The following is a 22,360-nucleotide window of genomic DNA, read 5'->3' on the forward strand; positions in this document are numbered from 1 at the left end:
GATGCATCGATGAAAGTAACCGCACTCCAAATGGTGACCAGCACAGACTGGGAGCACAACCGCGCGCAGGCCTGGCAGCTGTTGCAGCAGGCGGCAGCCGCTGGTGCGGAGCTGGCGGTGCTGCCCGAGTACTTCTGCCTGATGGGCGAGCGCGATACCGACAAGCTGGCGCTGGCCGAGCCGTTTGGCGAAGGCCCCATGCAGCGGTTCCTGGCCGACAGCGCCCGCAGCCTGGGGCTGTGGATCGTTGGCGGCACCGTGCCGCTGCAGGGGCCGGACGCCGCGCATGTCTACAACAGCAGCTGCGTCTACAACCCGCAGGGCGACTGCGTGGTGCGCTACGACAAGATGCATTTGTTTTGCTATGCCAACGAGCGCGAGTCCTATGACGAACACCGCGTCATCGCGCCTGGCCATGCGCCGGTGCACTTTGACCTGCCCAGCCACGATGGCCACCGCTGGCGCATCGGCCTGAGCATCTGCTACGACCTGCGCTTTCCCGAGCTCTACCGCCTGCATGCGCAGGCGGGCGCCCAGCTGATGCTGGTGCCCAGCGCCTTTACCTACACCACAGGCCAGGCGCACTGGGAGCTGCTGCTGCGCGCGCGTGCCGTCGAGAACCTGGCCTATGTGCTGGCCGCAGCCCAAGGCGGCCAGCATGAAAACGGCCGCCGCACCTGGGGCCACAGCATGGCCATCAACCCCTGGGGCGAGGTGATGGCGCTGCAGGCGAGCGAGCCCGGCGTGGTGCTGGCCGACCTGGACTGGGCGCAACTGCAGCGCTGGCGCCAGCAGCTGCCTGCCTTGCAGCACCGCGTATGCTGATGGCGCATTGGGCGCAGTCGCTGGCGCAGCGCTGGCACCAGAGCTGGCGGCGCTGGTCGCTGTGGTCGGCGCTGGTGCTGCTGGTGGCGGGCACCTTGGTCACCCAGGTCTGGCTGGCCGGGCGCTATGAGATCTCTGAAGTGCAGCAGCGCCTGGACCGTGAGGCCCAAGATGCCGTCAGCGATATCCGCAGCCGGTTCAACGACAACGTCAACCGCTTGCGCAGCATGCCGCGCTATGACAGCGATGTGATGGCCTGGCAGTCGGCCGCGGCCACCATCTTGCGCAACCAGCGTGACCTGGCGCATATCGAATGGCGCAACCCGCAGCTGCAGATCGAGGCCAGCGAGGAGTCGCCTTATTTGAACCTGCAGTGGTCGGCCATTGACCGCACCGGCATGAACACCGAGAGCCATACCGCCTGCCTGCGCGCCCGCAACACCGGCGCGGCCTCGTATGCGGGCAGCTATTTCCTGTCGCAGGGCAATGGCACCGGGCTGGAGCTGCTCGAACTGTGCGTGCCGGTGATCACGGGTGACCAGCTGCACGGCTTTGCGGTGGCCACCTACATCTTGCAGAACGTGCTGTCGGACCTGGTCAACGAGAGCCTGCGCCGCAACCATGAGCTGTCCTTCACCGAGACCGATGGCACGCGGCTGGCGATTGTCAGCACGCCCCGGCGCGGCACGCGCGTGTTCACCTCCAACCAGCTGCTCGATCTGCCCGGCGTGGCGCTGATGCTGCGGGTGGACAGCTGGCATGCGGCGCCCAATGTTTTTCCCAATGTGCTCACGGCCCTGGTCACCGGCATGTCGATCGCGCTGATCACCGTGCTGGTGGTGCTGGTGCGCGACAACCGCCGCCGCCTGAAGGCCGAGCGCGATCTGGGCGATGCGCTGGCCTTTCGCAAGGCGATGGAAGACTCGCTGGTGACAGGGCTGCGCGCGCGCGACCTGCATGGCAAGGTCACCTATGTGAACCCGGCGTTTTGCGAGATGGTGGGATTCTCTGCCGAGGAGATTCTGGACCCGAGCAAGGCCACACCCTACTGGCCGCCGGAGATGGCGCCCGAATACGCGCGCCGCCAGCAGATCCGCCTGTCAGGCCATCTGCCGCCGCCGCGCGAGGGCTATGAATCGACCTTCATGCACAAGGAAGGCCGGCGCTTTCCGGTGCTGATTTTCGAGGCCCCGCTGATCAATGCCGCCGGGCTGCATACCGGATGGATGAGCGCCTTTGTCGACATGAGCGAGCAGCGCCGGGTCGAGGAGCTCTCGCGCGCCTCGCAGGAGCGCCTGCAGGCCACCGCGCGCCTGGCGACGGTGGGCGAGATGGCCTCGCTGCTGAGCCACGAACTCAACCAGCCGCTGGCCGCGATCTCCAGCTATGCGACGGGCATCATGAACCTGCTGCCCGATGGCGCCTCGCCCGATGAGGTGCAGGAGCACCTGCCCGATGTGCGCATGGCCGTGCAGCGCATGGCCTTCCAGGCCGAGCGGGCGGGCAAGGTCATCAAGAGCGTGCATGGCTTTGTGCGCCGGCGCGACCAGTCGCGCGAGTTTTTGCAGGCCTCCGAGCTGATGGACGCGGTATTGCCGCTGGTGCGGCTGCAGGCGCGTAAACTCTATGTCGATGTGGCCACCGAGGTCGCGCCGGGCTTGCCCGCCGTTTTCTGTGACCGGACCATGGTCGAGCAGGTGCTGCTCAACCTCAGCCGCAATGGCATGCAGGCCATGGACTATGGCGGCACGCACCCCCGGGTGCTGCAGATGCTGGTGCGGCTGGCGCCCAGCGACGATGGCCGGTCCTGGGTGGAGTTTGTCGTGGCCGATGTGGGCGAGGGCATCACCGAGGAGGTGGCCGCACGCCTCTACACCCCCTTCTTCACCACCAAGGAGGAAGGCATGGGCCTGGGCCTGAGCCTGTGCCGCACTGTGGTCGAGCAGCATGGCAGCCACTTGCGCTATCTGCCCAACCAGCCCCGCGGGACCATCTTCAGTTTTACCCTGCCAACCTGGCGCAACGATTGAAAGTTCAGAGATGCAGCCGCTTGTGAATGCGACCGTGTATATCGTCGATGATGATGCCGAGGTGCGCGATGCCCTGGCCTGGATGCTGCGCTCGCGCCGCTTGCTCAGCGAGAGCTTTGCCTCAGCCGAGGCCTTTGAGGCCATGCTGCGCAGCCGCCCGCCCCAGGTGGACCCGGCCTGTGCGCTCCTGGATGTGCGCATGCCCGGCATGAGTGGCCTGGCGCTGTTTGACCGCTTGGTCGAGATGGATGTGATTGCCGCCTTGCCAGTGATTTTTTTGACCGGCCACGCCGATGTACCCACGGCGGTGGCCACCGTCAAGCGCGGTGCCTTTGATTTTTGCGAAAAGCCGTTTTCCGACAACGTGCTGGTCGACCGTATCGAGCATGCGCTGCAGGCATCGAGCGACTATCTGGAGACGCTGCGCTCGCAGCAAGGCGTGCGCGAGCGCGTGGCCGAGCTGACGGACCGCGAGCAGGCCGTCATGCGCCTGGTGATCGATGGCCTGCCCAACAAGCTGATTGCCGATGAGCTGACCATCAGCGTGCGCACGGTCGAAGTGCACCGGGCCCGGGTGTTTGACAAGATGCAGGTCAAATCAGCGGTGGAGCTGGCCAACCTGCTGCGCGATCTTTCCTGAGTCTGCCGTTAGCGCGGGCCCACAAAAAAGGGCGCCAGTCCTTGAACTGACGCCCTTTGTGTATTCCGCACAGGCAGGTGTTAACGGCCTGGCTGCACTTCACCGACATAAATCTCGACGCGGCGGTTGTGCGCGCGGCCAGCCGGGGTGTCATTGCTGGCCACGGGCTGGCGCGAGCCCATGCCCTGCACCTGGATGCGCGCGCCGTTCACGCCGCGCTGCGTCAGGTAGTTGCGGGCGCTCTCGGCGCGGGCGAGCGACAGCGGGTCGTTGATGCCGTCGTTGCCGGTGCTGTCGGTGTGGCCGATGATGCGCACCTGGGCATTGGGGTTGTTGCGCAGGCCTTCGGCAAAGCGGTCCAGGATGGGGGCGAAGTTGCCCTGGATGTCCGAGCGGTTGGTCTGGAACGAGATGTCGCTGGGGATATCGAGCTTGAGTTGGTTGTCCGGCGTCTGCGTCACCACCACACCGGTGCCCTGGGTGGCCTGCTCCATCTCCTGCTTTTGCTTTTGCATGTGTTGCGACCAGATGTAGGTGCCCAGCGCGCCAATGCCCGCGCCGATCACCGCGCCCGAGCCTGCATGGCCGCCAGCGATCGCACCCACGGCAGCGCCGCCCAGTGCGCCCACGCCGGCGCCGGTGGCGGTTTGGCGTTGGGTGTCAGACATGTTGGCGCAACCGCTCAGGATGGCCAGACTGGCAACGGCAGAGACTAGAATTTGTTTACGCATGCTTGAACTCCTCTGATGCAAGGGCCGCTCCGGAAATGGAGCAGGCCGTGGATGCAAATTGTGGGCAGTAGAACTGCCAAATGCCAGAGACAAAGTTCAAAAATGGTAAAAATGACGGCAATGAGCGGCCATGTCCTACGATTTGCGCAAGCTAGTCGCGAGGAGGCTGCTCATCTTTGCTTACGATTTCCCCTTTTTTGCGACCGGCAAACATCGTCCACCAGACGATCGCCACCAGTATGACCAACGCCAATAGCGCTTCCAGCAATATCAGTCCCATCGGTACCCGCTCCTTACGTACGCTGTCGATGGCTGCGATTGTAGGAATTCTGGCCGCCTGCTCCAGCCAAGTCCCTTTGGACCAGCCGTCTTCGCCGACCACCCGCTCGCCGGTATCGGGCAGCATCGAGGTGCTGCCACCCGATGCCAATGAGCCGCTGCCCCCAGCGATCCAGCAGGCCAAGAGCCGCTGGGTGCCGGTGCACTGGTCGTCGGTGCCCGGCCTGGAGCAGGACAACCTGGCCGATGCCTGGAACGCCTGGATCAAAAGCTGCAGCCGCCCGCCCGCGCCGTTTGCGCAGTTCTGCTCCGAGGTGCGGCGCATGAGCCTGGCCTCGACCGAAGAGCAGCGCGCCTGGATGGTGTCGCGCTTTCAGCCCTACCGCGTCGAATCGCTCGATGGCAACCCCGATGGCATGCTGACGAGCTATTTCGAGCCCATGCTCGATGGCACGCGCCAGCCAGGCAATGGCTATTCGATACCGCTGTACCGGTCGCCAGCCACGCTGGGCACGCGCAAGCCTTGGTTCAGCCGCCAGCAGATCGAGACCCTGCCGCAGGTGCAGGCCGAGCTGCAGGACAAGGTGATTGCCTGGGTCAACGACCCGGTCGATGCGATGGTGCTGCACATCCAGGGCTCGGGCCGCGTGCGCATCCAGGAGGCCGATGGCTCGGTGCGCCTGATCCGTGTGGCCTATGCCGCCACCAATGACCATCCCTACAAGAGCATTGGCAAGTGGCTGCTCGACCAGGGCCTGGTGCGCGATGCCACCTGGCCGGGCATCAAGGCCTGGATTGCCGCGAACCCAACCCGTGTCAACGAGCTGCTCTGGAGCAACCCGCGCTATGTGTTCTTCAAGGAAGAGCCGCTGTCGCCGCTCGATGCCGAGTTTGGCCCCAATGGTGCCCAGGGCGTTCCGCTGACCCCTGGCCGCTCGATTGCGGTGGACCGGGGTAGCATCCCCTACGGCACCCCTGTGTGGCTGTCGTCCACCGGCCCTACCGTGCAGCTCAACCGCCTGGTGATGGCGCAGGACACGGGCAGTGCCATCCTGGGCGCCGTGCGCGCCGACTACTTTGCCGGCTGGGGCCATGAGGCGGGTGATTTCGCCGGCCGGGTCAAGCAGCCGCTGCGCCTGTGGGTGCTGTGGCCCCGGGGCGTGGCCAAGCGCTGAGGCGCTGGGTTGGAGCCACCAAGGCCAGCTGCGAGGCTGGCCTTTTGCATGGCGTTGTTGCAGTGCCCGCTGCGGTCAACGCGAAGGCGCGCCCTTGGGGTTGGCCGTCATCGGCAGCGGCAAGGCGCTGCTGGATTTGACCTCGCCGAGCGAAAAGGTGGTGTGCACATCTTTCACATTGGGCAGGTGCAGCAGCACATTGCGGATAAAGCTGGAAAAACTCTCCAGGTCCTTGGCGACTACCTGCAGCTCAAACGTACCCGCGCCACTGATGTAGTGGCACGACGTGACCTCGGGCAGCAGGCGGATCGATTCCTCCATGCGCAACGTGATGTCGGCGGTGTTCTGCGCGGCATCGACGCGCACAAAGGCCAGCACGCCCAGGCCGAGCTTGTGGCGGTCCAAGGTCGCGTGGTAGCCGGTGATGTAGCCGGCCTCCTCAAGCGCCCGTACCCGGCGCCAGCAGGGCGCGGCCGACAGCCCCACGCGCTGGGCCAGCTCGGCATTCGTCAAACGGGCGTTTTTTTGCAGCTCGTAGAGAATCGCCCAGTCGAATTTGTCAATTTGGTTCATTTATCACCATTATTGAGCAAGATTCTTTCAAATACTAGGTAAACCCCGGCAAGGAAAAGAATACTTTATTCTTGCTGCCCGTCATACACTGCAGCGATGAAGGGCCTGGTGTTTTGCCGTGCCCGCTGGCCCCCGGATGCATTGCTGGTATCTGCGGGTGCCAGATTCTTATAACGCCCCACAATCCCGGACCTGCCACAAGCGGCCACCGGGTGCTCTCCCCAGGAGACAAGACGATGAATGCCTCACTCCCCGAGTCCGTCCGCAAAGCGCTGGAGACGGTCACGCTTGATGACAACCTGCAGCGCAGGTTGCAACACAAATATGCAGCGGGCGGCGCAGCCGCACGTGGCGAATTTGGCGTCGAGCCTGTTTGCCAAGGAGGTGTGTGATGAACGCTTCACTGCCCGAGTCTGTTCGCAAAGCGCTGGAAACCGTCACGCTCGATGACAACCTGCAACGCGGGTTGCAACACAAAAACGCAGCGGGCGGCGCAGCCGCACGTGGCGTATTTGGCGTCGAGCCTGTTTGCCAAGGAGGTGTGTGATGAACGCTTCACTGCCCGAGTCCGTTCGCAAGGCGCTGGAAACCGTCACGCTCGACGACAAATACGCATTGGCCCATGGCCGTGCCTTCATGAGCGGGGTGCAAGCCCTCGTTCGCCTGCCGATGCTGCAGCGCCAGCGCGATGCCTTGCAGGGCCTCAACACCGCAGGCTTTATCAGCGGCTACCGGGGTTCGCCCCTGGGCGGCTACGACCAGGCGCTGTGGGCGGCCAAAAAGCACCTCAAGGAAAACCACATCGAGTTCCAGCCTGGCGTCAACGAAGAGCTGGGCGCCACCGCCGTCTGGGGCACGCAGCAGCTCGACCTGTACCCGCAGAGCAAGAAGTTCGACGGTGTCTTTGGCATCTGGTACGGCAAGGGCCCGGGCGTGGACCGCAGCGTGGACGTGTTCAAGCACGCCAACATGGCGGGCACGGCCAAGCACGGCGGCGTGATTGCGCTGGCGGGCGATGACCACATCAGCAAATCCTCGACGGCGGCGCACCAGAGCGACCACATCTTCAAGGCGGTGGGCTCGCCGGTGTTCTTTCCCTCCAGCGTGCAGGACATCCTGGACATGGGCCTGCACGCGTTTGCGCTGAGCCGTTTCTCCGGCGTCTGGTCGGGCATGAAGACGATCCAGGAGATCGTGGAGTCGTCGGCCAGCGTCTCGGTGGACCCGGACCGCGTCAACATCATCACCCCCGATGACTTTGTGATGCCGCCCGGCGGCCTGCACATCCGCTGGCCCGATGCGCCGCTGGAGCAGGAAGCGCGCCTGATGGACTACAAGTGGTATGCGGCGCTGGCCTATATCCGCGCCAACAAGCTCAACTACAACGTCATCTCCACCCCCAACGACCGCTTTGGCATCATCGCCAGCGGCAAGGCCTTCAATGACACGCGCCAGGCGCTGATCGACCTGGGTCTCGACGACGACACCTGCCGCCAGCTGGGCATCCGCCTGCACAAGGTCAACGTGGTCTGGCCGCTCGAGGCCTCGATCACACGCGACTTTGCGATGGGCCTGCAGGAGATTTTGGTGGTCGAGGAAAAGCGCCAGATGATCGAGTACCAGCTCAAGGAAGAGCTGTACAACTGGCGCTCGGATGTGCGCCCCCACGTGCTGGGCAAGTTTGATGAGACCGATGGCGACCACTCGGGCGGCGAGTGGTCGGTGCCCAACCCCAGCGAGCACTGGCTGCTGCGCCCCAAGGCCGACCTGACCCCGGCGCTGATTGCGCAGGCGCTGGCCAAGCGCCTGAAAAAGCTGGGCGTGCCCGATGACATCGTGCGCCGCATGGATGCGCGGCTGCAGGTGATTGCCGCGCGCGAGCAGGGCCTGAAGGACAGCGGGCAAGAGTCGGTCGACCGCCTGCCCTGGTTTTGCAGCGGCTGCCCGCACAACACCAGCACCCGCGTGCCCGAAGGCAGCCGCGCCGTAGCCGGCATTGGCTGCCATTACATGGTCAACTGGATGCCCGACCGCAACACCAGCACCTTCACGCAGATGGGCGGCGAAGGTGTGACCTGGGTCGGCCAGGCGCCGTTCACCACCGACCAGCATATCTTCTCGAACCTGGGTGACGGCACCTACTTCCACAGCGGACTGCTGGCCATCCGCCAGAGCATTGCCTCGGGTGTGAACATCACCTACAAGGTGCTCTACAACGATGCCGTGGCGATGACCGGTGGCCAGCGCGTGGGCGAACGGCCCGAGGGCCACTCGGTGCTGCAGATCATGACCAGCCTGTTGTCCGAAGGGGTCAAGAAGCTGGTCATCGTGACCGACGAGCCGGAAAAATACCAAGGCGTGCAGCTGGGTGCTGGCGTGACCGTGCACCACCGCGACGAGCTCGACCGCATCCAGCGCGAGTTCCGCGAGCTCAAGGGCACGACGGCCATCATCTATGACCAGACCTGCGCAACCGAAAAGCGCCGCCGCCGCAAACGCGGCACGCTGGCCACGCCGGCCAAGACCGTCATCATCAACGAGGCGGTGTGTGAGGGCTGCGGTGACTGCTCGGTGCAGTCCAACTGCCTGTCGGTCGAACCGGTCGAGACCGATTTTGGCCGCAAGCGCAAGATTAACCAAAGCACCTGCAACAAGGATTTCTCCTGCGTCAAAGGCTTTTGCCCGAGCTTTGTCACCATCGAAGGCGGCCAGCTCAAAAAAGCCAAGAAGGAGAAAAAGGGCGATATGGCCAAGCTGCCCGCCTTGCCCGATCCGGTGCTGCCTGTGGCCACGCAGGCCTGGGGCATTGTGGTGGCCGGTGTCGGCGGCACCGGCGTGATCACGATCGGCTCGCTGCTGGGCATGGCTGCGCACCTGGAAGGCAAGGGCGTGGTCACGCAGGATGCGGCAGGTCTGGCGCAAAAGGGCGGCTCGACCTGGAGCCATATCCAGATCGCCAATTCACCCGATGCCATCTACACCACCAAGGTGGACACGGCCAAGGCCGACCTCATCATTGGCTGCGACCCCATTGTCGCGGCCAACAAGACCACCTTGGCGGCTATGCAGCAGGGCCGCACCTTTGTGGCGCTCAACACCCATGGCGCGCCCACGGCAGCCTTTGTGCACAACCCCAACTGGCAGTTCCCCGAGGCCGGTTGCGAATCGGCGATCCTGGCCGCAGTCGGCCAAGAGGGTGTGGGCATGTTCGATGCCGAGCACATTGCCACCCAGGCGCTGGGCGACAGCATCTACACCAACCCACTGATCCTGGGTTACGCCTGGCAAAAGGGCCGGGTGCCGCTGTCCCATGCGGCACTGATGCGGGCGATGGAACTGAACGGTGTGCAGGTGGACAACAACAAGGCCGCGTTTGAGTGGGGCCGCCAATGCGCCGCCAACCTGACCCAGGTGCAGGCCATGTTTGCCGCCCAGCAGGTCATCCAGCTGGTGAAAAAGCCCTCCTTGCAAGAGCTGGTGGCCAAGCGCGTGGCCTTCCTCACCGACTACCAGGACAGCGCCTACGCGGCCGACTACCAGGCCTTTGTGAACCAGGTGCATGCGGCCGAGGCGACATTGGGCAGCAGCACGCGCCTGTCGCAGGCGGTGGCGCGCTATCTGTTCAAACTGATGGCCTACAAGGACGAGTACGAGGTGGCGCGTCTGCACACCACGGCTGAGTTCAGCGAGAAGATTGCCAGCATGTTCGAGGGTGATTACAAGATCGTGCACCACCTGGCGCCGCCCACCACGGCCAAGCGCAACGACAAGGGCGAGCTGGTCAAGAAGGCCTATGGCGGCTGGATGCGCAAGGCTTTTGGCGTGCTGGCAGGGCTCAAGGGCCTGCGCGGTGGCGCACTCGACATCTTTGGCCGCACCGAAGAGCGCCGCACCGAGCGCGCGCTGATCCAGGAGTACCGTGCCTGCATCGAGGAGCTGCTGCAGGGACTGAGCGCCGAGCGCCTGGCGCTGGCCGTCGAGATCGCCAGCATTCCTGAAGACATCCGTGGTTATGGCCATGTCAAGGAACGCCACCTGGCTGCGGCCCGTGCCAAATGGCAGCAGCTGATGGCGCGCTGGCGTGCCCCAGCGGATGCTGGCAATGCGCCGGTGGCCGCCAAGCCAGAACCGGCTCGGGTGTAAAGCTATTGGCCATCAGCCTCTGCATGCCATGCCGACCAAGCCGCCAGGACTCCGTGCCTGGCGGCTTTTTTGTCAGCCTGCCGGGATGGGTAGCGTGACAAATTTGTCATATCGGGCGGAGCTCCCACAGGGTGGGCCAGGCATTTGGGCGCTTAAATACCATCGGATCTGCTGTGTTAACCATAGTGACTTCTACCAATGCGCTGGCATGAAAGCTGCTTAATTCCATGAAAACAACCGGAAAAACCAGAGGCATCCAAGGTATTGCCTGGGTGTTCGCAGAGGGGCACGCATACAATGCTTCTCTTTGGGCCTTGGTTTTGGTCATCCAGGCAAGGCCTGCATCCACGTTGGGAGCTTCATTTGTTTATCTCTTCTGCTTTTGCCCAGACCGCACCGGCTGCTGCTGCCTCCGGCGGCATGACCTCCACCCTCACCAGCATGCTGCCTTTGGTGCTGATGTTTGTGGTGCTGTATTTCCTGATGATCCGTCCTCAGATGAAGCGCCAAAAGGAAGCCCGTGCGATGATCGACGCGCTGGTCAAGGGCGACGAAGTGGCGACCAACGGTGGCCTGGTGGGCCGCGTGGTGGGCCTGGACGAACAGTTCCTGCAAGTAGAGTTGGCCCAGGGCGTCGTCGTGCAACTGCAGCGTGGTGCTGTGGTGCAGGTGCTGCCCAAGGGTACGCTGAAGTAATCCACTGTTGAAACAGCAATTGGCGCAGCATGGCTGCGCCTTCTATTTTGCGTAAGGTAAGAGCGCGATCATGAACCGTTATCCGGTCTGGAAGTACGCGATCATTGTGATCGCGCTTCTGGTAGGGGTTGTTTACACCCTGCCCAACTTTTTTGGTGAGGCGCCTGCTGTCCAGGTCGCCTCGGTCAAGGCGACTGTCACGGTCGATTCTGCATTGCAGCAGCGCGTGGAGACTGCGCTGGCCGATGCCGACGTCAAGCCGCTGAGCATCGCGCTGGAAAACGGCTCGATCCGTGCCCGCTTCGACAAGGAAGACGAGCAGCTCAAGGCCAAGGGCGTGCTCGAGCGCGTGCTGATCCCCGACACCAGCGACCCCTCCTATGTGGTGGCGCTGAATCTGATCTCCCGCTCGCCCGCCTGGCTCACCGCCTTGCATGCCAAGCCCATGTACCTGGGTCTGGACTTGCGCGGTGGTGTGCACTTCACCTTGCAGGTGGACATGCAGGCAGCGCTGACCAAGCGCACCGAAGCGCTGACCAGCGATGTGCGTCTGGCGCTGCGCGACAAGAAGATTCGCCACGGCGGTGTGAACCGCGAAGGCCAGTCGCTCGAAGTGCGCCTGCAAGACGAGGCCACCGCCACGACGGTGCGCAACCTGATTGTGGACACCATGCCCGACCTGCAGGCCAACGTGGTCAGCACGGGCGGCGCCTATGTGGTGCGCGCCAACATCAAGCCTGAATCGCTGCGCAGCGTGCAAGAGCAAGCGCTCAAGCAGAACATCACGACCTTGCACAACCGGATCAATGAGCTGGGCGTGGCCGAGCCGGTGATCCAGCAGCAAGGCTCCGACCGCATCGTCGTGCAGCTGCCTGGTGTGCAGGATCCCGCACAGGCCAAGGACATCCTGGGCCGTACTGCGACCCTGGAAGTGCGCATGGTCGACGACAGCTCGGACGCACGCGCTGCCGAAATGGGCACCGGCCCCGTGCCTTTTGGCTCTGAAAAGTACAGCGACCCGCATGGCCAGTCGATTGTCGTGAAAAAGCAGGTCATCCTGACCGGCGAGAACCTGAACGACGCCCAACCCGGCTTTGACAGCCAGACGCATGAAGCGACCGTGAACCTGACGCTGGACGGCAAGGGCGCGAACATCTTCAAGGACGTCACGCGAGAGAACATTGGCAAGCGCATGGCCATCCTGCTGTTTGAAAAGGGCAAGGGCCAAGTGGTGACTGCCCCTGTGATCCGCTCCGAAATCGGTGGCGGCCGCGTGCAGATCTCGGGCAGCATGAGCACCAAGGAAGCCAGCGATACCTCGCTGCTGCTGCGCGCCGGCTCGCTGGCCGCGCCGATGGAAATCATCGAGGAATACACGATCGGCCCTAGCATGGGCAAAGAGAACGTGGAAGCCGGTATCAAGAGCATTGTGGGCGGCTTCATCGCGATCGCCGTTTTCATGTGCATCTACTACATGATCTTTGGCGTGGTCTCGACCATTGCGCTGGGCGTGAACGTCTTGCTGCTGCTGGCCATCCTGTCGATGCTGCAGGCCACCCTGACCCTGCCGGGCATTGCCGCCATGGCGCTGGCCATTGGTGTGGCCATTGACTCGAACGTGCTGATCAATGAGCGGGTGCGCGAGGAATTGCGCGCCGGTGCGTCGCCGCAGGCGGCGATCCATGCCGGTTATGAACATGCCTGGCACACCATCTTGGACTCCAACGTCACCACCTTGATCGTGGGCCTGGCGCTGCTGGCCTTTGGCTCGGGCCCGGTGCGCGGTTTTGCCGTGGTGCACTGCATCGGCATTCTGACCAGCATGTTCTCGGCCGTGTTCTTCTCGCGTGGCCTGGTCAACCTCTGGTATGGCCGCCGCAAGAAACTCAAGAGCGTGTCGATCGGTCAGGTCTGGAAGCCCGAGGGCGAAGACCACCGCTCCGTGGCATCTGCTAAACGTTAAGGAGGAAGACCATGGAATTCTTCCGTATCAAAAAAGACATCCCTTTCATGAAATACGCGTTGGTGCTCAACGCGATTTCGGTGATCACCTTTGTGCTGGCGGTGTTCTTCCTGACCACCCGTGGCCTGCACCTGTCGGTGGAGTTCACCGGCGGTACTGTCATGCAGGTGGCCTACGAGCAGCCTGCCGACGTGGGCAAGATCCGCGAACAGGTCGCCTCGCTCGGCTACCAGGATATCCTGGTGCAGAACGTGGGCAGCGCCGACCGCGTGATGATCCGCCTGCCGATCGAGAAAGGCGTGACCACTGCCCAGCAAGGCGAGAAGGTCATGGGCGCGCTCAAGGCCGCAGACCCAGGGGTGACCTTGCTGCGCAGCGAGTTCGTCGGCCCCTCGGTCGGTGAGGAGCTGGTGCACGGCGGCCTGATGGCGCTGGGCGCCGTGGTGCTGGGCATCGTGATCTACCTGGCGATGCGCTTTGAGTGGAAGTTCGGTGTGGCCGCAGCCATCGCCAACTTGCATGACGTGGTGATCATCCTGGGCTTTTTCGCCTTCTTCCAGTGGGAGTTCTCGCTGGCCGTGCTCGCCGGTGTGCTGGCGGTGCTGGGCTACTCGGTCAATGAGTCGGTGGTGATCTTTGACCGGATCCGCGAGGCATTCCGCAAGTTCCGCAAGCTCAGCACGCCCGAAGTGATCGACCACGCCATCACCTCGACGATGAGCAGGACCATCATCACCCACGCTTCCACCGAAGCGATGGTGCTGTCGATGTTTCTTTTTGGCGGTGCCAGCTTGCATTACTTTGCGTTGGCGCTGACCATTGGTATTCTTTTTGGTATCTACTCGTCGGTGTTCGTTGCTGCGGCCATCGCCATGTGGCTGGGCGTCAAGCGCGAAGACCTGGTCAAGGTCAGCCAAAAGGACCTGGACCCGAACGACCCCAATGCCGGGGCTACGGTATAAAGCAGACCGATAAGGGATGGGATTTCTGTGGCTGTTGCACCTTCGCACCATCGCACCTGGCAAAAAAAGCTCGCCCGTGAAGCGCGGCTGAGATTTGTCGGGGGCTTGTGCGCGGGTCTGCCCGGGGTGGCAGCGCGCCTGCGCGCCGAGCTGCTCCAGATCATGGCGCGGCCCAGTACCGATCCCGCCCGCTCGCATGTCGCGCTGTCGGCCGCCATTACCGAGTTTGACAGCCGCCAGCAAGCCTGGCTGGACAGCGCCAACAAGCTGCTGCGCCAAAGCCTGCTGGCGGGCGAGCCGGCCCCCGAGCCGGTGGCAGCGCCTCCCACCATCACCAGCTTCGAGCTGGTCAGCAACGAGGCCATCGAAGGCCGCATCATCGCATCGCGCCTGGCAGCCCAGCTGCTGGAGCTGGTCGCAATGGAGCTGGACAGCGTGCGCCGCGTGACCCAGTTTCTGGAAGACCAGGAGCTGGGCCCGGCCGATGCGCTGCGCCCCGAGACCTGGTGCCTGCGGCTGATCGAAGCCTGGGAAGCGGCTGGCCTCAGCCGCAAGACGCTGGACCTGCTCTGGACGCCGATGCTCGAAGCGCTGGCGCCGCTGGGCATCAGCGGCTACACGGCCGTGCGGCGCTTTTTTGACGAGCAAGGCGCGGCCACCGAAGATGAACTGCGCAGCTACCGCATCAAACGCACTGAAAGCGAGCGCCATGCGCCGGCCGCCACCGCCTCTGCAGCAGCCGCTGCTGTGGCTGCTGCCACCCACCAGGCGGGCGGCATGGCCGCAGCGCAAGGGACCGCAGGCGCGGCCAGCATGCCTTCGGGCCTGATGCCTGCTGGCGGCGCCGCTGCCCCCGGATGGGTGGCGATGGGCGCAGCCCGCCAGAAGAGCCAGGGTGTGCTGGCGCAGCTGCGGGGCTTTTTGCACAACGTCGCCGGTGGCCGCTCCAATGGCGGGCCGACCTCGGTGCGCGCCTCGCTGGGAGACGCGGGCGGCTATGTGATCTCGCCGGCGCTGCAGCATGCGCTGGTCTCGCCGCCCACGGCGATCCAGTCGGCTTGGTTCCATACCGCGCCTGCTGATGACGATTTTGACCCCGGACAGGTGGTGGCGCCGGTGGCACTGGCGGTGCGCCAGCAATCCTCGGCGCTCAAGAGCGTGGCCTCGTCCGACGAGGAAAAGGCGATCATCGAGATCATCGCCTTGATGTTCCAGAGCATCCTGAACGAAGACCGCATTCCGGCCGGTATCCGCATCTGGTTTGCGCGGCTGCAGGTGCCGGTGCTGCGCGTGGCGCTGGCCGAGCCGGCCTTCTTCAATGACACCGAGCACCCCGCGCGCCAGCTGATCGACCGCATGGGGGCCTGCGTGCTGGGCTTTGAGGCCGCTGCGCTCAATGGCACCAGCTTGGAAGCCGAGGTCAAGCGGGTGGTGCAGGTCATTGAGCAGTACCCCGACACCGGCAGCCGCGTGTTCCAGCTGGTGCTCAAGGAATTCCAGAAATTCCTCGAAAAGAACCTGACCGGCCAGACCGCCACCGCGCGCGAGCTGGTGAGCCTGGCCCAGCAGATCGAGCAAAAGGAAACGCTGGCCATCCAGTACACGATCCAGCTGCGCGACATGCTGCTGGAGATGCCGGTGGACAGCGATGTGCGCGAGTTCCTGTTCAAGCAGTGGTCCGATGTGCTGGCCATGTCGGCCATCCGCTTCGGCGCCGAGCACGAGAACACGCAAAAATTCAAGAAGGCCGCGCTGGACCTGGTCTGGTCGGCGTCAGCCAAGCCCAGCAAGGAAGAGCGTGCCAAGGTGATCCGCCAGCTGCCGCTGTTGCAAACCGTGCTGCGCCAGGGTTTGACGCTGTCCAATATCGTTGGCGAGCGCCAGGACGAGATGATCAAGAGCCTGATGGACATCGTGGCCGAGGCCTTTCTGGCCAAGACCAATGAGATCCCGCAGGAGCGCATCATTGCGCTGGCAGAGCGCCTGGCGCATCTGGAAGATGCCCTCGACGAGGTGGTGACCGAGGAGTACCCGCTCAGCGCCGAGAGCATCGAGCTGATGCTGGGCATCGACACCAGCAGCATCCAGGTGATTGCCGATGATGGTGCGCTGGTGCAGCCCGAGGTGCTGGAGTGGGCGAAGAACCTGTCGCTGGGCAACTGGTTCCTGCTGGACCACAATGCCAGCCCGCTGCAGGTGCAGTATGTTTGGCATAGCCAGCACAAGCAGCTGCATCTATTTGCGGCGCTGAGTGGCTCGTGCTTTCTCTTTCAGATGCGGCGCATGGGCCACTACCTGCAGGCGGGCCTGCTGCTGCCGCGCGATGCCGAAGGCATCACGGCGCGCGCCGCGCGCGATGCGCTGGCCAAGATTGAGGCCAACCCCGAGCGGCTGCTGCAGTAAGGCTGCTGGATCTAGCCTGCCGCCAGGCGCTGGAACAAGCCGCCGGGCAGGCGCGCCACCTGGCCTTGGAGTTCGAGCTCCAGCAGCTGGATCTGCAGGCTGGCGATATCGATGCCGGTGCGGCTGCACAGACTGTCCAGATCGACCGGGTCAAAGCCCAGCGCCTGCAGCAAACCCTGGTCTTCATGCTGATCGTTGCTGGCCGCTGCGCCAGGCGCAGCCGCTGGAGCGGGCTCTGCAGCTGGCGCCCGCGCGGCTGCACCGCCCAGCGCCGGCAGCTCTTCCAGTATATCTTCCACCGATTCCACCAGCTTGGCGCCCTGGCGGATCAGCGCATGGCAGCCTTTGCTTTGCGGCGCATGGATGGAGCCGGGGATGGCGAAGACCTCGCGCCCCTGCTCGCTGGCCAGCCGGGCGGTGACCAGGGAGCCGGAGGCGGTCGCCGCCTCGACCACCAAGGTGCCACTGGCCAGGCCGGCGATCAGCCGGTTGCGTTTGGGAAAGTTCTGCGCCAGCGGGGGCGTGCCCAGGTGGTATTCGCTGACGATCCAGCCCTGCTCGGAAATCTGCGCGGCCAGCGGGTGGTTGGCCCGGGGGTAGACCCGGTCGATGCCGGTGCCGATCACGGCGATGGTGGCGGGCTGCGTATCTGTTGCGGCCTCCAGCGCGCCGGCATGGGCGGCGGCATCGATGCCCAGCGCCAGGCCGGAGACGACGGTCACGCCCTGGCGCGCGAGGGTCTGCGCAAAAGCGCGGGCATGGAGCGCACCCTGGGGCGTGGGATTGCGGCTGCCGACCACGGCCAGCGCCCGGTGCGGCCAGGCCAGGCCTTGGGCGCCAAACCAGCGGGCATGGCCGGTGATGTAGAGCAGCACTGGCGGGTCTGCGGTTTCGAGCAAGGACGCCGGGTAATCGGCGTCGCCCAGGGTCAGCACATGGCGCTGCAAAGGGGTGGGCGCGCTGGTCAGCCAGGCCCAGGTGGCCGCCTGCAGCGCTTGCAGCTCGGGGCTGGGGTGGTGCAGCGCCCGGGCTTGCGCGGGCGTGATGCAACTCTCCAACGCGGCGCTGGTCTGGGCCAGCACGTCAGCGGGCAGCCCAAAGCGCGCCAGCAGCCGCCGGATGGTGGTATTGCCCAGGCCGGGCGTGGCGCTCAAGCGCAACCAGTCATGCAGCTCTTGTTCGGTCATGGGCAAGAGCCACTTTCCCCGTTACCCGTATCAGGGGCGGTAGTCGGGCGAGATCAGCGAGTCGCCTACCTTCACGCCTTCCTTCGCTTCCAGAATCAGCGCGTAGGACACCTTGTCGAACGTGCGGAACACCATGGCCAGGCCATTGGCCTCGTTGGGCAGCTTGATGACGGTCTGGTCGCTGTCGGTCTTGTCCTTGATGCGCGCGCCGCGCGTCATCAGGCGGAAGACATGGCCGAGCTCGACACCGTCGGCCTGGCCCCGGTTGATGGCGATCACGTTGTTGCGCGATGCATAGGCCACGCTGTTGCTGCCGTAGATGGACATGACGCTGCCTTGCAGGTGCTCATCGGGCGCATGCGGCACATAGCTGGTGACGGTGGCGCGCGGCATCGGCAGCAGCTTGTCGCCGATGCGGATTTCTTCCTTCACCGACGTGATGTCCAGCGATGCGGGCACCGGATCGGTGTGGGCATGGCCCTTGGCATCGAGCGTCGTCTCCTTGCGCTCACCGGCCATCACCTGCACCTTGCCCAGGTACTGGGCTTCGTAGCCCAGCACGGCGTTGGTTTCGGGGTCGACCATCGGCACGGCATTGCGGAACACACGGTAGTACTGGCGCTCCTGGCCCGTTTCCAGCGACTGGTCGGCCGAGCGGCCATAGACGCGGTCGCCGGGCGACAGCAGGGCGCGCTCTTGCGCGGCACCGACCAGGCGCGGGGCTTTTTCGCTCTCGCCAGCGGCCAGCACTTCGGGCTCGACCAGGAAAGCCTCGATGAGGCGCTGGTTGACGGCGGGCAGCGCGGTGCCCGAGAGGCTCTCGCTGCGCACGCGCGGCGAGATGCGGATGACCTCGTCCTCACCCGAGCGCGAGGTGACCAGGCGCGCTATGCCATTGCGGCGCTCCAGGTACAGGGTCTGGCCGGGGTAGATCAGGTGCGGGTTGGCGATGGACTGCAGGTTCATGCCCCACAGCGCCGGCCAGCGCCAGGGCTGCTGCAGGTAGATGCGCGAAATATCCCAGAGCGTATCGCCCCGCTTGACCACGTAGCTCTCGGGTGCATTGGCGACCAGGTCGGCCTCGGGGATGCCCAGCGCCGCCACTTGCTGGGCGGTGCTGCGTTGCTGCGCGGTCACCGGCAACTGCGCGGCCGGGGTGGCGGCCCAGGCACTCATGCCGGCGCAGGCCATGCAGGCGACTGCAACGGCGCTGCTGCGCAGCTGGTGGAACAGGGGCGTGGTGGATGCTCGCATGGCCGGGTGACTCCCTCTCAGTCGCTGGCAGGCCACAGTGGGCCTGCTGTCAATGTTTGTAATTGCCTCTGATTCTCGGGCCAAGCCCTTGATCGATCAATGATTATTGCAAGCCATCTGGGCATTGAAGCGCAAAAGTGGCGAAAATAACGACATTCAAGAGCGAAAACTATGTCTATCCTCCCGATTCTCTGCTACCCCGATCCCCGTCTGCACAAGGTCGCCAAGCCCGTGGCCGTGGTCGATGACCGCATCCGTACCTTGGTCCAGGACATGCTGGCCACTATGTACGACGCCAGCGGTATCGGCCTGGCAGCCACGCAGATCGACGTGCACGAGCGCGTGGTGGTGATCGACGTCTCTGAAGAGCGCAACGAGCCCATGGCCATCATCAACCCGGAAATCCTCTGGGCCAGCGATGAAAAGCAGGTGGGTGACGAAGGCTGCCTGTCTGTGCCCGGCATTTACGACGGTGTCGAGCGCTCGGTGGCGGTCAAGATCCGGGCACTCGACGAGAACGGCAACAGCCGCGAGATCGACGCCGAAGGCCTGCTGGCCATCTGCATCCAGCATGAGATGGACCACCTGCTGGGCAAGGTGTTTGTCGAGTACCTCTCGCCCCTCAAGCGCAACCGCATCAAGTCCAAGCTGGTCAAGCAGCAAAAGCGCGAACTGGCCGACGCCAAGGGCTGATATGGGCACGGCGCGATCTTCACGGAGCTGGCTGCCTGGCAGCGCGTGGGGCGCGATGGTGCTGCTCATCCTGTGCGCCGCCCTGGCGGGCTGCGCCTACCCCACCCAGTTCAAGCCCGGCACCCCGCAGCAGGAAGTGCTGAGCAAGCTCGGCCCTGCTACGACCGTCACAAAGCTCGAGGGCGGAGCGGAGCGCTGGCTCTACACCACCCAGCCGATGGGGCGCGAGGCCTACCAGCTGCGCTTTGGCGCCGATGGCCAATTGCAGACCACTACCCAGGTGCTGACGGCCGAGAACTTCGGCGCCATCCCGCTGGGCCAGTTCAGCGAGCAGCAGCTGATGCAGGATTTTGGCCCGCCGATGGAAATCACCCGGGTCTGGAGCTTCAAGGGACAGGTCTGGACCTACCGATTCTGGGACAATGGCATCAAGCGATTCGCGCATGTGCACATCGATCCGCAAGGTGTGGTGCAAAAGCTGATGTTCATGGATGAGCCTTTGCCCGAGCCCCGCCAGCGCGATTGACGGCCGGTCTGCGTGGCCCGATCGCAACTGGCCTCTTACCTAAAAAAAGACATGAAAGTAGTTTTTGCCGGCACGCCGGAATTTGCCCGTGTGGCTCTCGAGCAGTTGCTGGCCGCCGGTCACGAAGTGCCGCTGGTGCTGACCCAGCCGGACCGGCCCGCCGGCCGGGGCATGAAGCTGCAGGCCTCCCCGGTCAAGCAATGCGCGCTGGCGCACGGCATTGCCGTCAGCCAGCCGCTCAGCCTGCGGCTCGATGGCAAATACCCGCAAGAAGCGGCTGCCGCAAGCGCGGCGCTGCTGGCGGCCCAGCCCGATGTGATGGTCGTCGCCGCCTACGGCCTGATCCTGCCGCAATGGGTGCTGGACTTGCCTGCCAAGGGCTGCCTCAACATCCACGCCAGCCTGCTGCCGCGCTGGCGCGGCGCCGCCCCCATCCACCGCGCGATCGAGGCGGGCGATGCCCAGACCGGCGTGACCATCATGCAGATGGACGCGGGCCTCGATACCGGTGATATGTGCCTGGTCGAAGCGCTGGACATTGCCGCCGATGACACCACCGCCAGCCTGCACGACAAGCTGGCCGAGATGGGCGGGCGCATGCTGGTGCAGGCGCTGGCCTTGAGCGCCGAGGGCCGTTTGCAGCGCGCGCCGCAGCCGGCAGAAGGCATCACCTACGCGCACAAGATCGAGAAGGCCGAAAGCACCATCGACTGGGCGCAGAGCGCTGTGCAGATCGATCGGTGCGTGCGCGCCTTCAATCCCTTCCCGGCCGCCTCGACCCGCATGGGCGAGGAGGTGGTCAAGATTTGGGCAGCGCAGCCCGAGCGGCATTCGCCCGCCGGTGCCGTTCCCGGCCAGGTGCTGGCGGCCGACGGCCAGGGCATTGTGGTGGCCTGCGGCGAGGGTGCCTTGCGCATCAGCGCGCTGCAGCGGCCCGGTGGCAAGCGGCTGCAGGCGGCCGATTTTCTGCGCGGCCATGCGCTGCAGCCCGGCCAGGTGCTGGGTGACGACAGGCTCTCCGTGGCGGCTCCATGAGCCTGCACCACCGGCGCCGCGCCATCGACCACCCCAGTTTCCGTGCCGGCGTGGTCGACATGTCGGGCACGGCCGTGGGCATTGCCGCCTGGGCGCTGGTCACCGGTGTGGCCATGGTCAAGGCGGGAATCTCCGCCCCCATGGCCATCTTCATGTCGCTGGTGGTCTATGCCGGCAGCGCCCAACTGGCGGTGCTGCCGCTGATGGCGATGGGCTCGCCGATGTGGGTGGTCTGGTTCACCGCCGCCTGCGTGAACCTGCGCTTTGTCATTCTGTCGAGCATGTGGCGCAGCTATTTTGCGCACCTGCCGCTGTGGCACCGGCTCTGCATTGGTTACTTCAGCGGTGATGTGATCTTTGTGGCCTTCATGCGCCGCTACACCGCGCCGGTGGCCAAGCCCCAGCAGGTCTACTACTTCTGGGGCGCCTCGTCGCTGAACTTTGTGACCTGGCAGGGCTTCTCGATTGCCGGCATCTTGCTGGCCAACGTGGTGCCGCTGGAATGGGGCCTGGGTTTTGCCGGCGTGCTGGCGCTGCTGGGCGTGCTCTATTCGATGCTGATCGACCGCGCCACCAAGGTCGCGGCGCTGGTGGCCGCCACGGCGGCGATTGCGGCTTATGGCATTCCGCTCAAGCTCAATATCCTGGTGGCGATTGCCTGCGCGGTCACGATCGGCCTCCTGGTCGAGGCGGTGGACCAGCGCGGCCGCAAGCCCAAGATCGTGGTGGTGGCGAAGAACAAGCCGCTGCCATCGCCCGGGCCCGAGCAGCCCGACGATGGCACCACGGCGGTGCCCGTGCGTGAGGAGCATGTGCGATGAGCCAGGACGACTGGGATCTGCTCTACCAGCTCACCGCCATCGTGGGCCTGACCGTCATCACCGTGGTCACCCGCGCGTTCTTCATGATCCCGAAGAACGAACTGCCCTTGCCCGACTGGCTCAAGCGCGGCCTCAAATACGCGCCGCTGGCCGCGTTGATGGCCGTCATTGCCCCCGAGCTGTTGATGGTCAAGGGCGAGCTGACCGACACCTTGCTCGATGCCCGCATTCCGGCGGTGATCTGCGCGACCATCTATTACTTCAAAAAGCGCGGCATCCTGGGCACGATTGTGGTGGGCATGGCGGTCTACCTGCCGCTGCATATCGGCCTGGGCTGGTAAGCCGGGGCGGAGAGACGCGAGCGCGACCCGCTGCTTGGGGCGGGCTGGGCAGGCCTCTACAATGGCGGCCATGCGCAGGCCCT

At 64.7% G+C, this 22,360-nt stretch carries 21 protein-coding genes; 16 read left to right on the plus strand and 5 right to left on the minus strand.

Features of this window, described 5'->3' with window-relative positions; all coding sequences use genetic code 11:
* Positions 1-9 precede the first annotated feature (9 nt).
* The 3 genes from N4T19_RS18030 to N4T19_RS18040 are packed head-to-tail and all read left to right on the plus strand — an operon-like array spanning position 10 to position 3,495.
* Positions 10-825, plus strand: a complete 816-nt coding sequence (locus N4T19_RS18030) for a carbon-nitrogen hydrolase family protein (RefSeq protein WP_260718691.1) — start codon at positions 10-12, stop codon at positions 823-825.
* The gene (locus N4T19_RS18035; RefSeq protein WP_116926200.1) at positions 825-2,855 is read left to right on the plus strand and encodes a sensor histidine kinase; all 2,031 of its coding nucleotides are present in this window, start codon (positions 825-827) and stop codon (positions 2,853-2,855) included. Before N4T19_RS18030 ends, N4T19_RS18035 begins: the two co-directional genes overlap by 1 nt.
* 10 nt (positions 2,856-2,865) lie before the next feature.
* The gene (locus N4T19_RS18040) at positions 2,866-3,495 is read left to right on the plus strand and encodes a response regulator transcription factor (RefSeq protein WP_116926074.1); all 630 of its coding nucleotides are present in this window, start codon (positions 2,866-2,868) and stop codon (positions 3,493-3,495) included.
* Positions 3,496-3,575: 80 nt separating this feature from the next.
* On the opposite strand, the gene N4T19_RS18045 is transcribed toward N4T19_RS18040, so the two are convergent.
* Both N4T19_RS18045 and N4T19_RS18050 read right to left on the minus strand, forming a co-directional pair.
* Entirely contained in the window at positions 3,576-4,226 is a 651-nt protein-coding gene (locus tag N4T19_RS18045; RefSeq protein WP_021026474.1) for an OmpA family protein, read from the minus strand.
* Positions 4,227-4,377: 151 nt separating this feature from the next.
* Positions 4,378-4,506 carry a hypothetical protein gene (locus N4T19_RS18050; RefSeq protein WP_021026473.1) on the minus strand — a complete coding sequence of 43 codons (129 nt, stop codon included), beginning with the start codon at positions 4,504-4,506 and terminating at the stop codon, positions 4,378-4,380.
* Here N4T19_RS18050 and mltA point away from each other — a divergent pair.
* Positions 4,466-5,680 (plus strand): murein transglycosylase A, encoded by a 1,215-nt coding sequence (mltA, locus tag N4T19_RS18055; RefSeq protein ID WP_260718692.1) that lies wholly within the window; start codon positions 4,466-4,468, stop codon positions 5,678-5,680. The two genes, N4T19_RS18050 and mltA, sit on opposite strands and share 41 nt — an antisense overlap.
* Before the next feature lie 75 nt (positions 5,681-5,755).
* Here the strand turns inward: mltA and N4T19_RS18060 are convergent, their stop codons facing one another.
* On the minus strand, positions 5,756-6,253 hold the full coding sequence (locus N4T19_RS18060; RefSeq protein WP_116926075.1) for an Lrp/AsnC family transcriptional regulator: 498 nt from the start codon (positions 6,251-6,253) through the stop codon (positions 5,756-5,758).
* A 236-nt stretch (positions 6,254-6,489) separates the two neighbouring features.
* On the opposite strand from N4T19_RS18060, the gene N4T19_RS18065 reads away from it, so the two are divergent.
* The 7 genes from N4T19_RS18065 (at position 6,490) to N4T19_RS18095 (ending at position 16,420) form a co-directional block, all read left to right on the plus strand.
* Entirely contained in the window at positions 6,490-6,645 is a 156-nt protein-coding gene (locus N4T19_RS18065; protein WP_165841185.1) for a hypothetical protein, read from the plus strand.
* Positions 6,645-6,800 (plus strand): hypothetical protein, encoded by a 156-nt coding sequence (locus N4T19_RS18070; protein ID WP_165841186.1) that lies wholly within the window; start codon positions 6,645-6,647, stop codon positions 6,798-6,800. Before N4T19_RS18065 ends, N4T19_RS18070 begins: the two co-directional genes overlap by 1 nt.
* Positions 6,800-10,396 (plus strand): indolepyruvate ferredoxin oxidoreductase family protein, encoded by a 3,597-nt coding sequence (locus N4T19_RS18075; RefSeq protein WP_182344663.1) that lies wholly within the window; start codon positions 6,800-6,802, stop codon positions 10,394-10,396. The genes N4T19_RS18070 and N4T19_RS18075 overlap by 1 nt, the downstream gene beginning before the upstream one ends.
* Positions 10,397-10,759: 363 nt before the next feature.
* On the plus strand, positions 10,760-11,092 hold the full coding sequence (gene yajC / locus N4T19_RS18080; RefSeq protein WP_021026469.1) for a preprotein translocase subunit YajC: 333 nt from the start codon (positions 10,760-10,762) through the stop codon (positions 11,090-11,092).
* Positions 11,093-11,162: 70 nt separating this feature from the next.
* Entirely contained in the window at positions 11,163-13,055 is a 1,893-nt protein-coding gene (gene secD / locus N4T19_RS18085) for a protein translocase subunit SecD (protein WP_116926077.1), read from the plus strand.
* Positions 13,056-13,066: 11 nt separating this feature from the next.
* Positions 13,067-14,017 (plus strand): protein translocase subunit SecF, encoded by a 951-nt coding sequence (gene secF, locus N4T19_RS18090; RefSeq protein ID WP_021026467.1) that lies wholly within the window; start codon positions 13,067-13,069, stop codon positions 14,015-14,017.
* A gap of 27 nt (positions 14,018-14,044) precedes the next feature.
* The gene (locus tag N4T19_RS18095; RefSeq protein ID WP_260718693.1) at positions 14,045-16,420 is read left to right on the plus strand and encodes a DUF1631 domain-containing protein; all 2,376 of its coding nucleotides are present in this window, start codon (positions 14,045-14,047) and stop codon (positions 16,418-16,420) included.
* Positions 16,421-16,431: 11 nt separating this feature from the next.
* Here N4T19_RS18095 and dprA read toward each other — a convergent pair whose 3' ends face one another.
* Positions 16,432-17,607 (minus strand): DNA-processing protein DprA, encoded by a 1,176-nt coding sequence (dprA, locus tag N4T19_RS18100; protein ID WP_260718694.1) that lies wholly within the window; start codon positions 17,605-17,607, stop codon positions 16,432-16,434.
* Positions 17,608-17,637: 30 nt separating this feature from the next.
* Complete coding sequence (locus N4T19_RS18105) at positions 17,638-18,861, minus strand: LysM peptidoglycan-binding domain-containing protein (protein WP_260718695.1); 1,224 nt, start codon at positions 18,859-18,861, stop codon at positions 17,638-17,640.
* 171 nt (positions 18,862-19,032) lie between these two features.
* On the opposite strand from N4T19_RS18105, the gene def reads away from it, so the two are divergent.
* From def to N4T19_RS18130, 5 genes are read left to right on the plus strand one after another with little or no spacing between them, the layout of a single operon-like run.
* On the plus strand, positions 19,033-19,554 hold the full coding sequence (gene def / locus N4T19_RS18110; protein ID WP_116926081.1) for a peptide deformylase: 522 nt from the start codon (positions 19,033-19,035) through the stop codon (positions 19,552-19,554).
* 55 nt (positions 19,555-19,609) lie between these two features.
* Positions 19,610-20,080: a hypothetical protein gene (locus tag N4T19_RS18115; protein WP_260718696.1), complete on the plus strand. Its 471-nt coding sequence runs from the start codon at positions 19,610-19,612 to the stop codon at positions 20,078-20,080.
* 51 nt (positions 20,081-20,131) lie between these two features.
* Positions 20,132-21,115, plus strand: a complete 984-nt coding sequence (fmt, locus tag N4T19_RS18120) for a methionyl-tRNA formyltransferase (protein WP_260718697.1) — start codon at positions 20,132-20,134, stop codon at positions 21,113-21,115.
* Positions 21,112-21,936, plus strand: a complete 825-nt coding sequence (locus N4T19_RS18125; RefSeq protein ID WP_021026997.1) for an AzlC family ABC transporter permease — start codon at positions 21,112-21,114, stop codon at positions 21,934-21,936. The genes fmt and N4T19_RS18125 overlap by 4 nt, the downstream gene beginning before the upstream one ends.
* On the plus strand, positions 21,933-22,277 hold the full coding sequence (locus tag N4T19_RS18130; RefSeq protein WP_021026998.1) for an AzlD domain-containing protein: 345 nt from the start codon (positions 21,933-21,935) through the stop codon (positions 22,275-22,277). Before N4T19_RS18125 ends, N4T19_RS18130 begins: the two co-directional genes overlap by 4 nt.
* Positions 22,278-22,360 lie beyond the last annotated feature (83 nt).

The sequence above is a fragment of the Comamonas squillarum genome (assembly GCF_025309455.1).
In the GTDB taxonomy this organism is placed as follows: Bacteria; Pseudomonadota; Gammaproteobacteria; order Burkholderiales; family Burkholderiaceae_C; genus Comamonas; species Comamonas squillarum.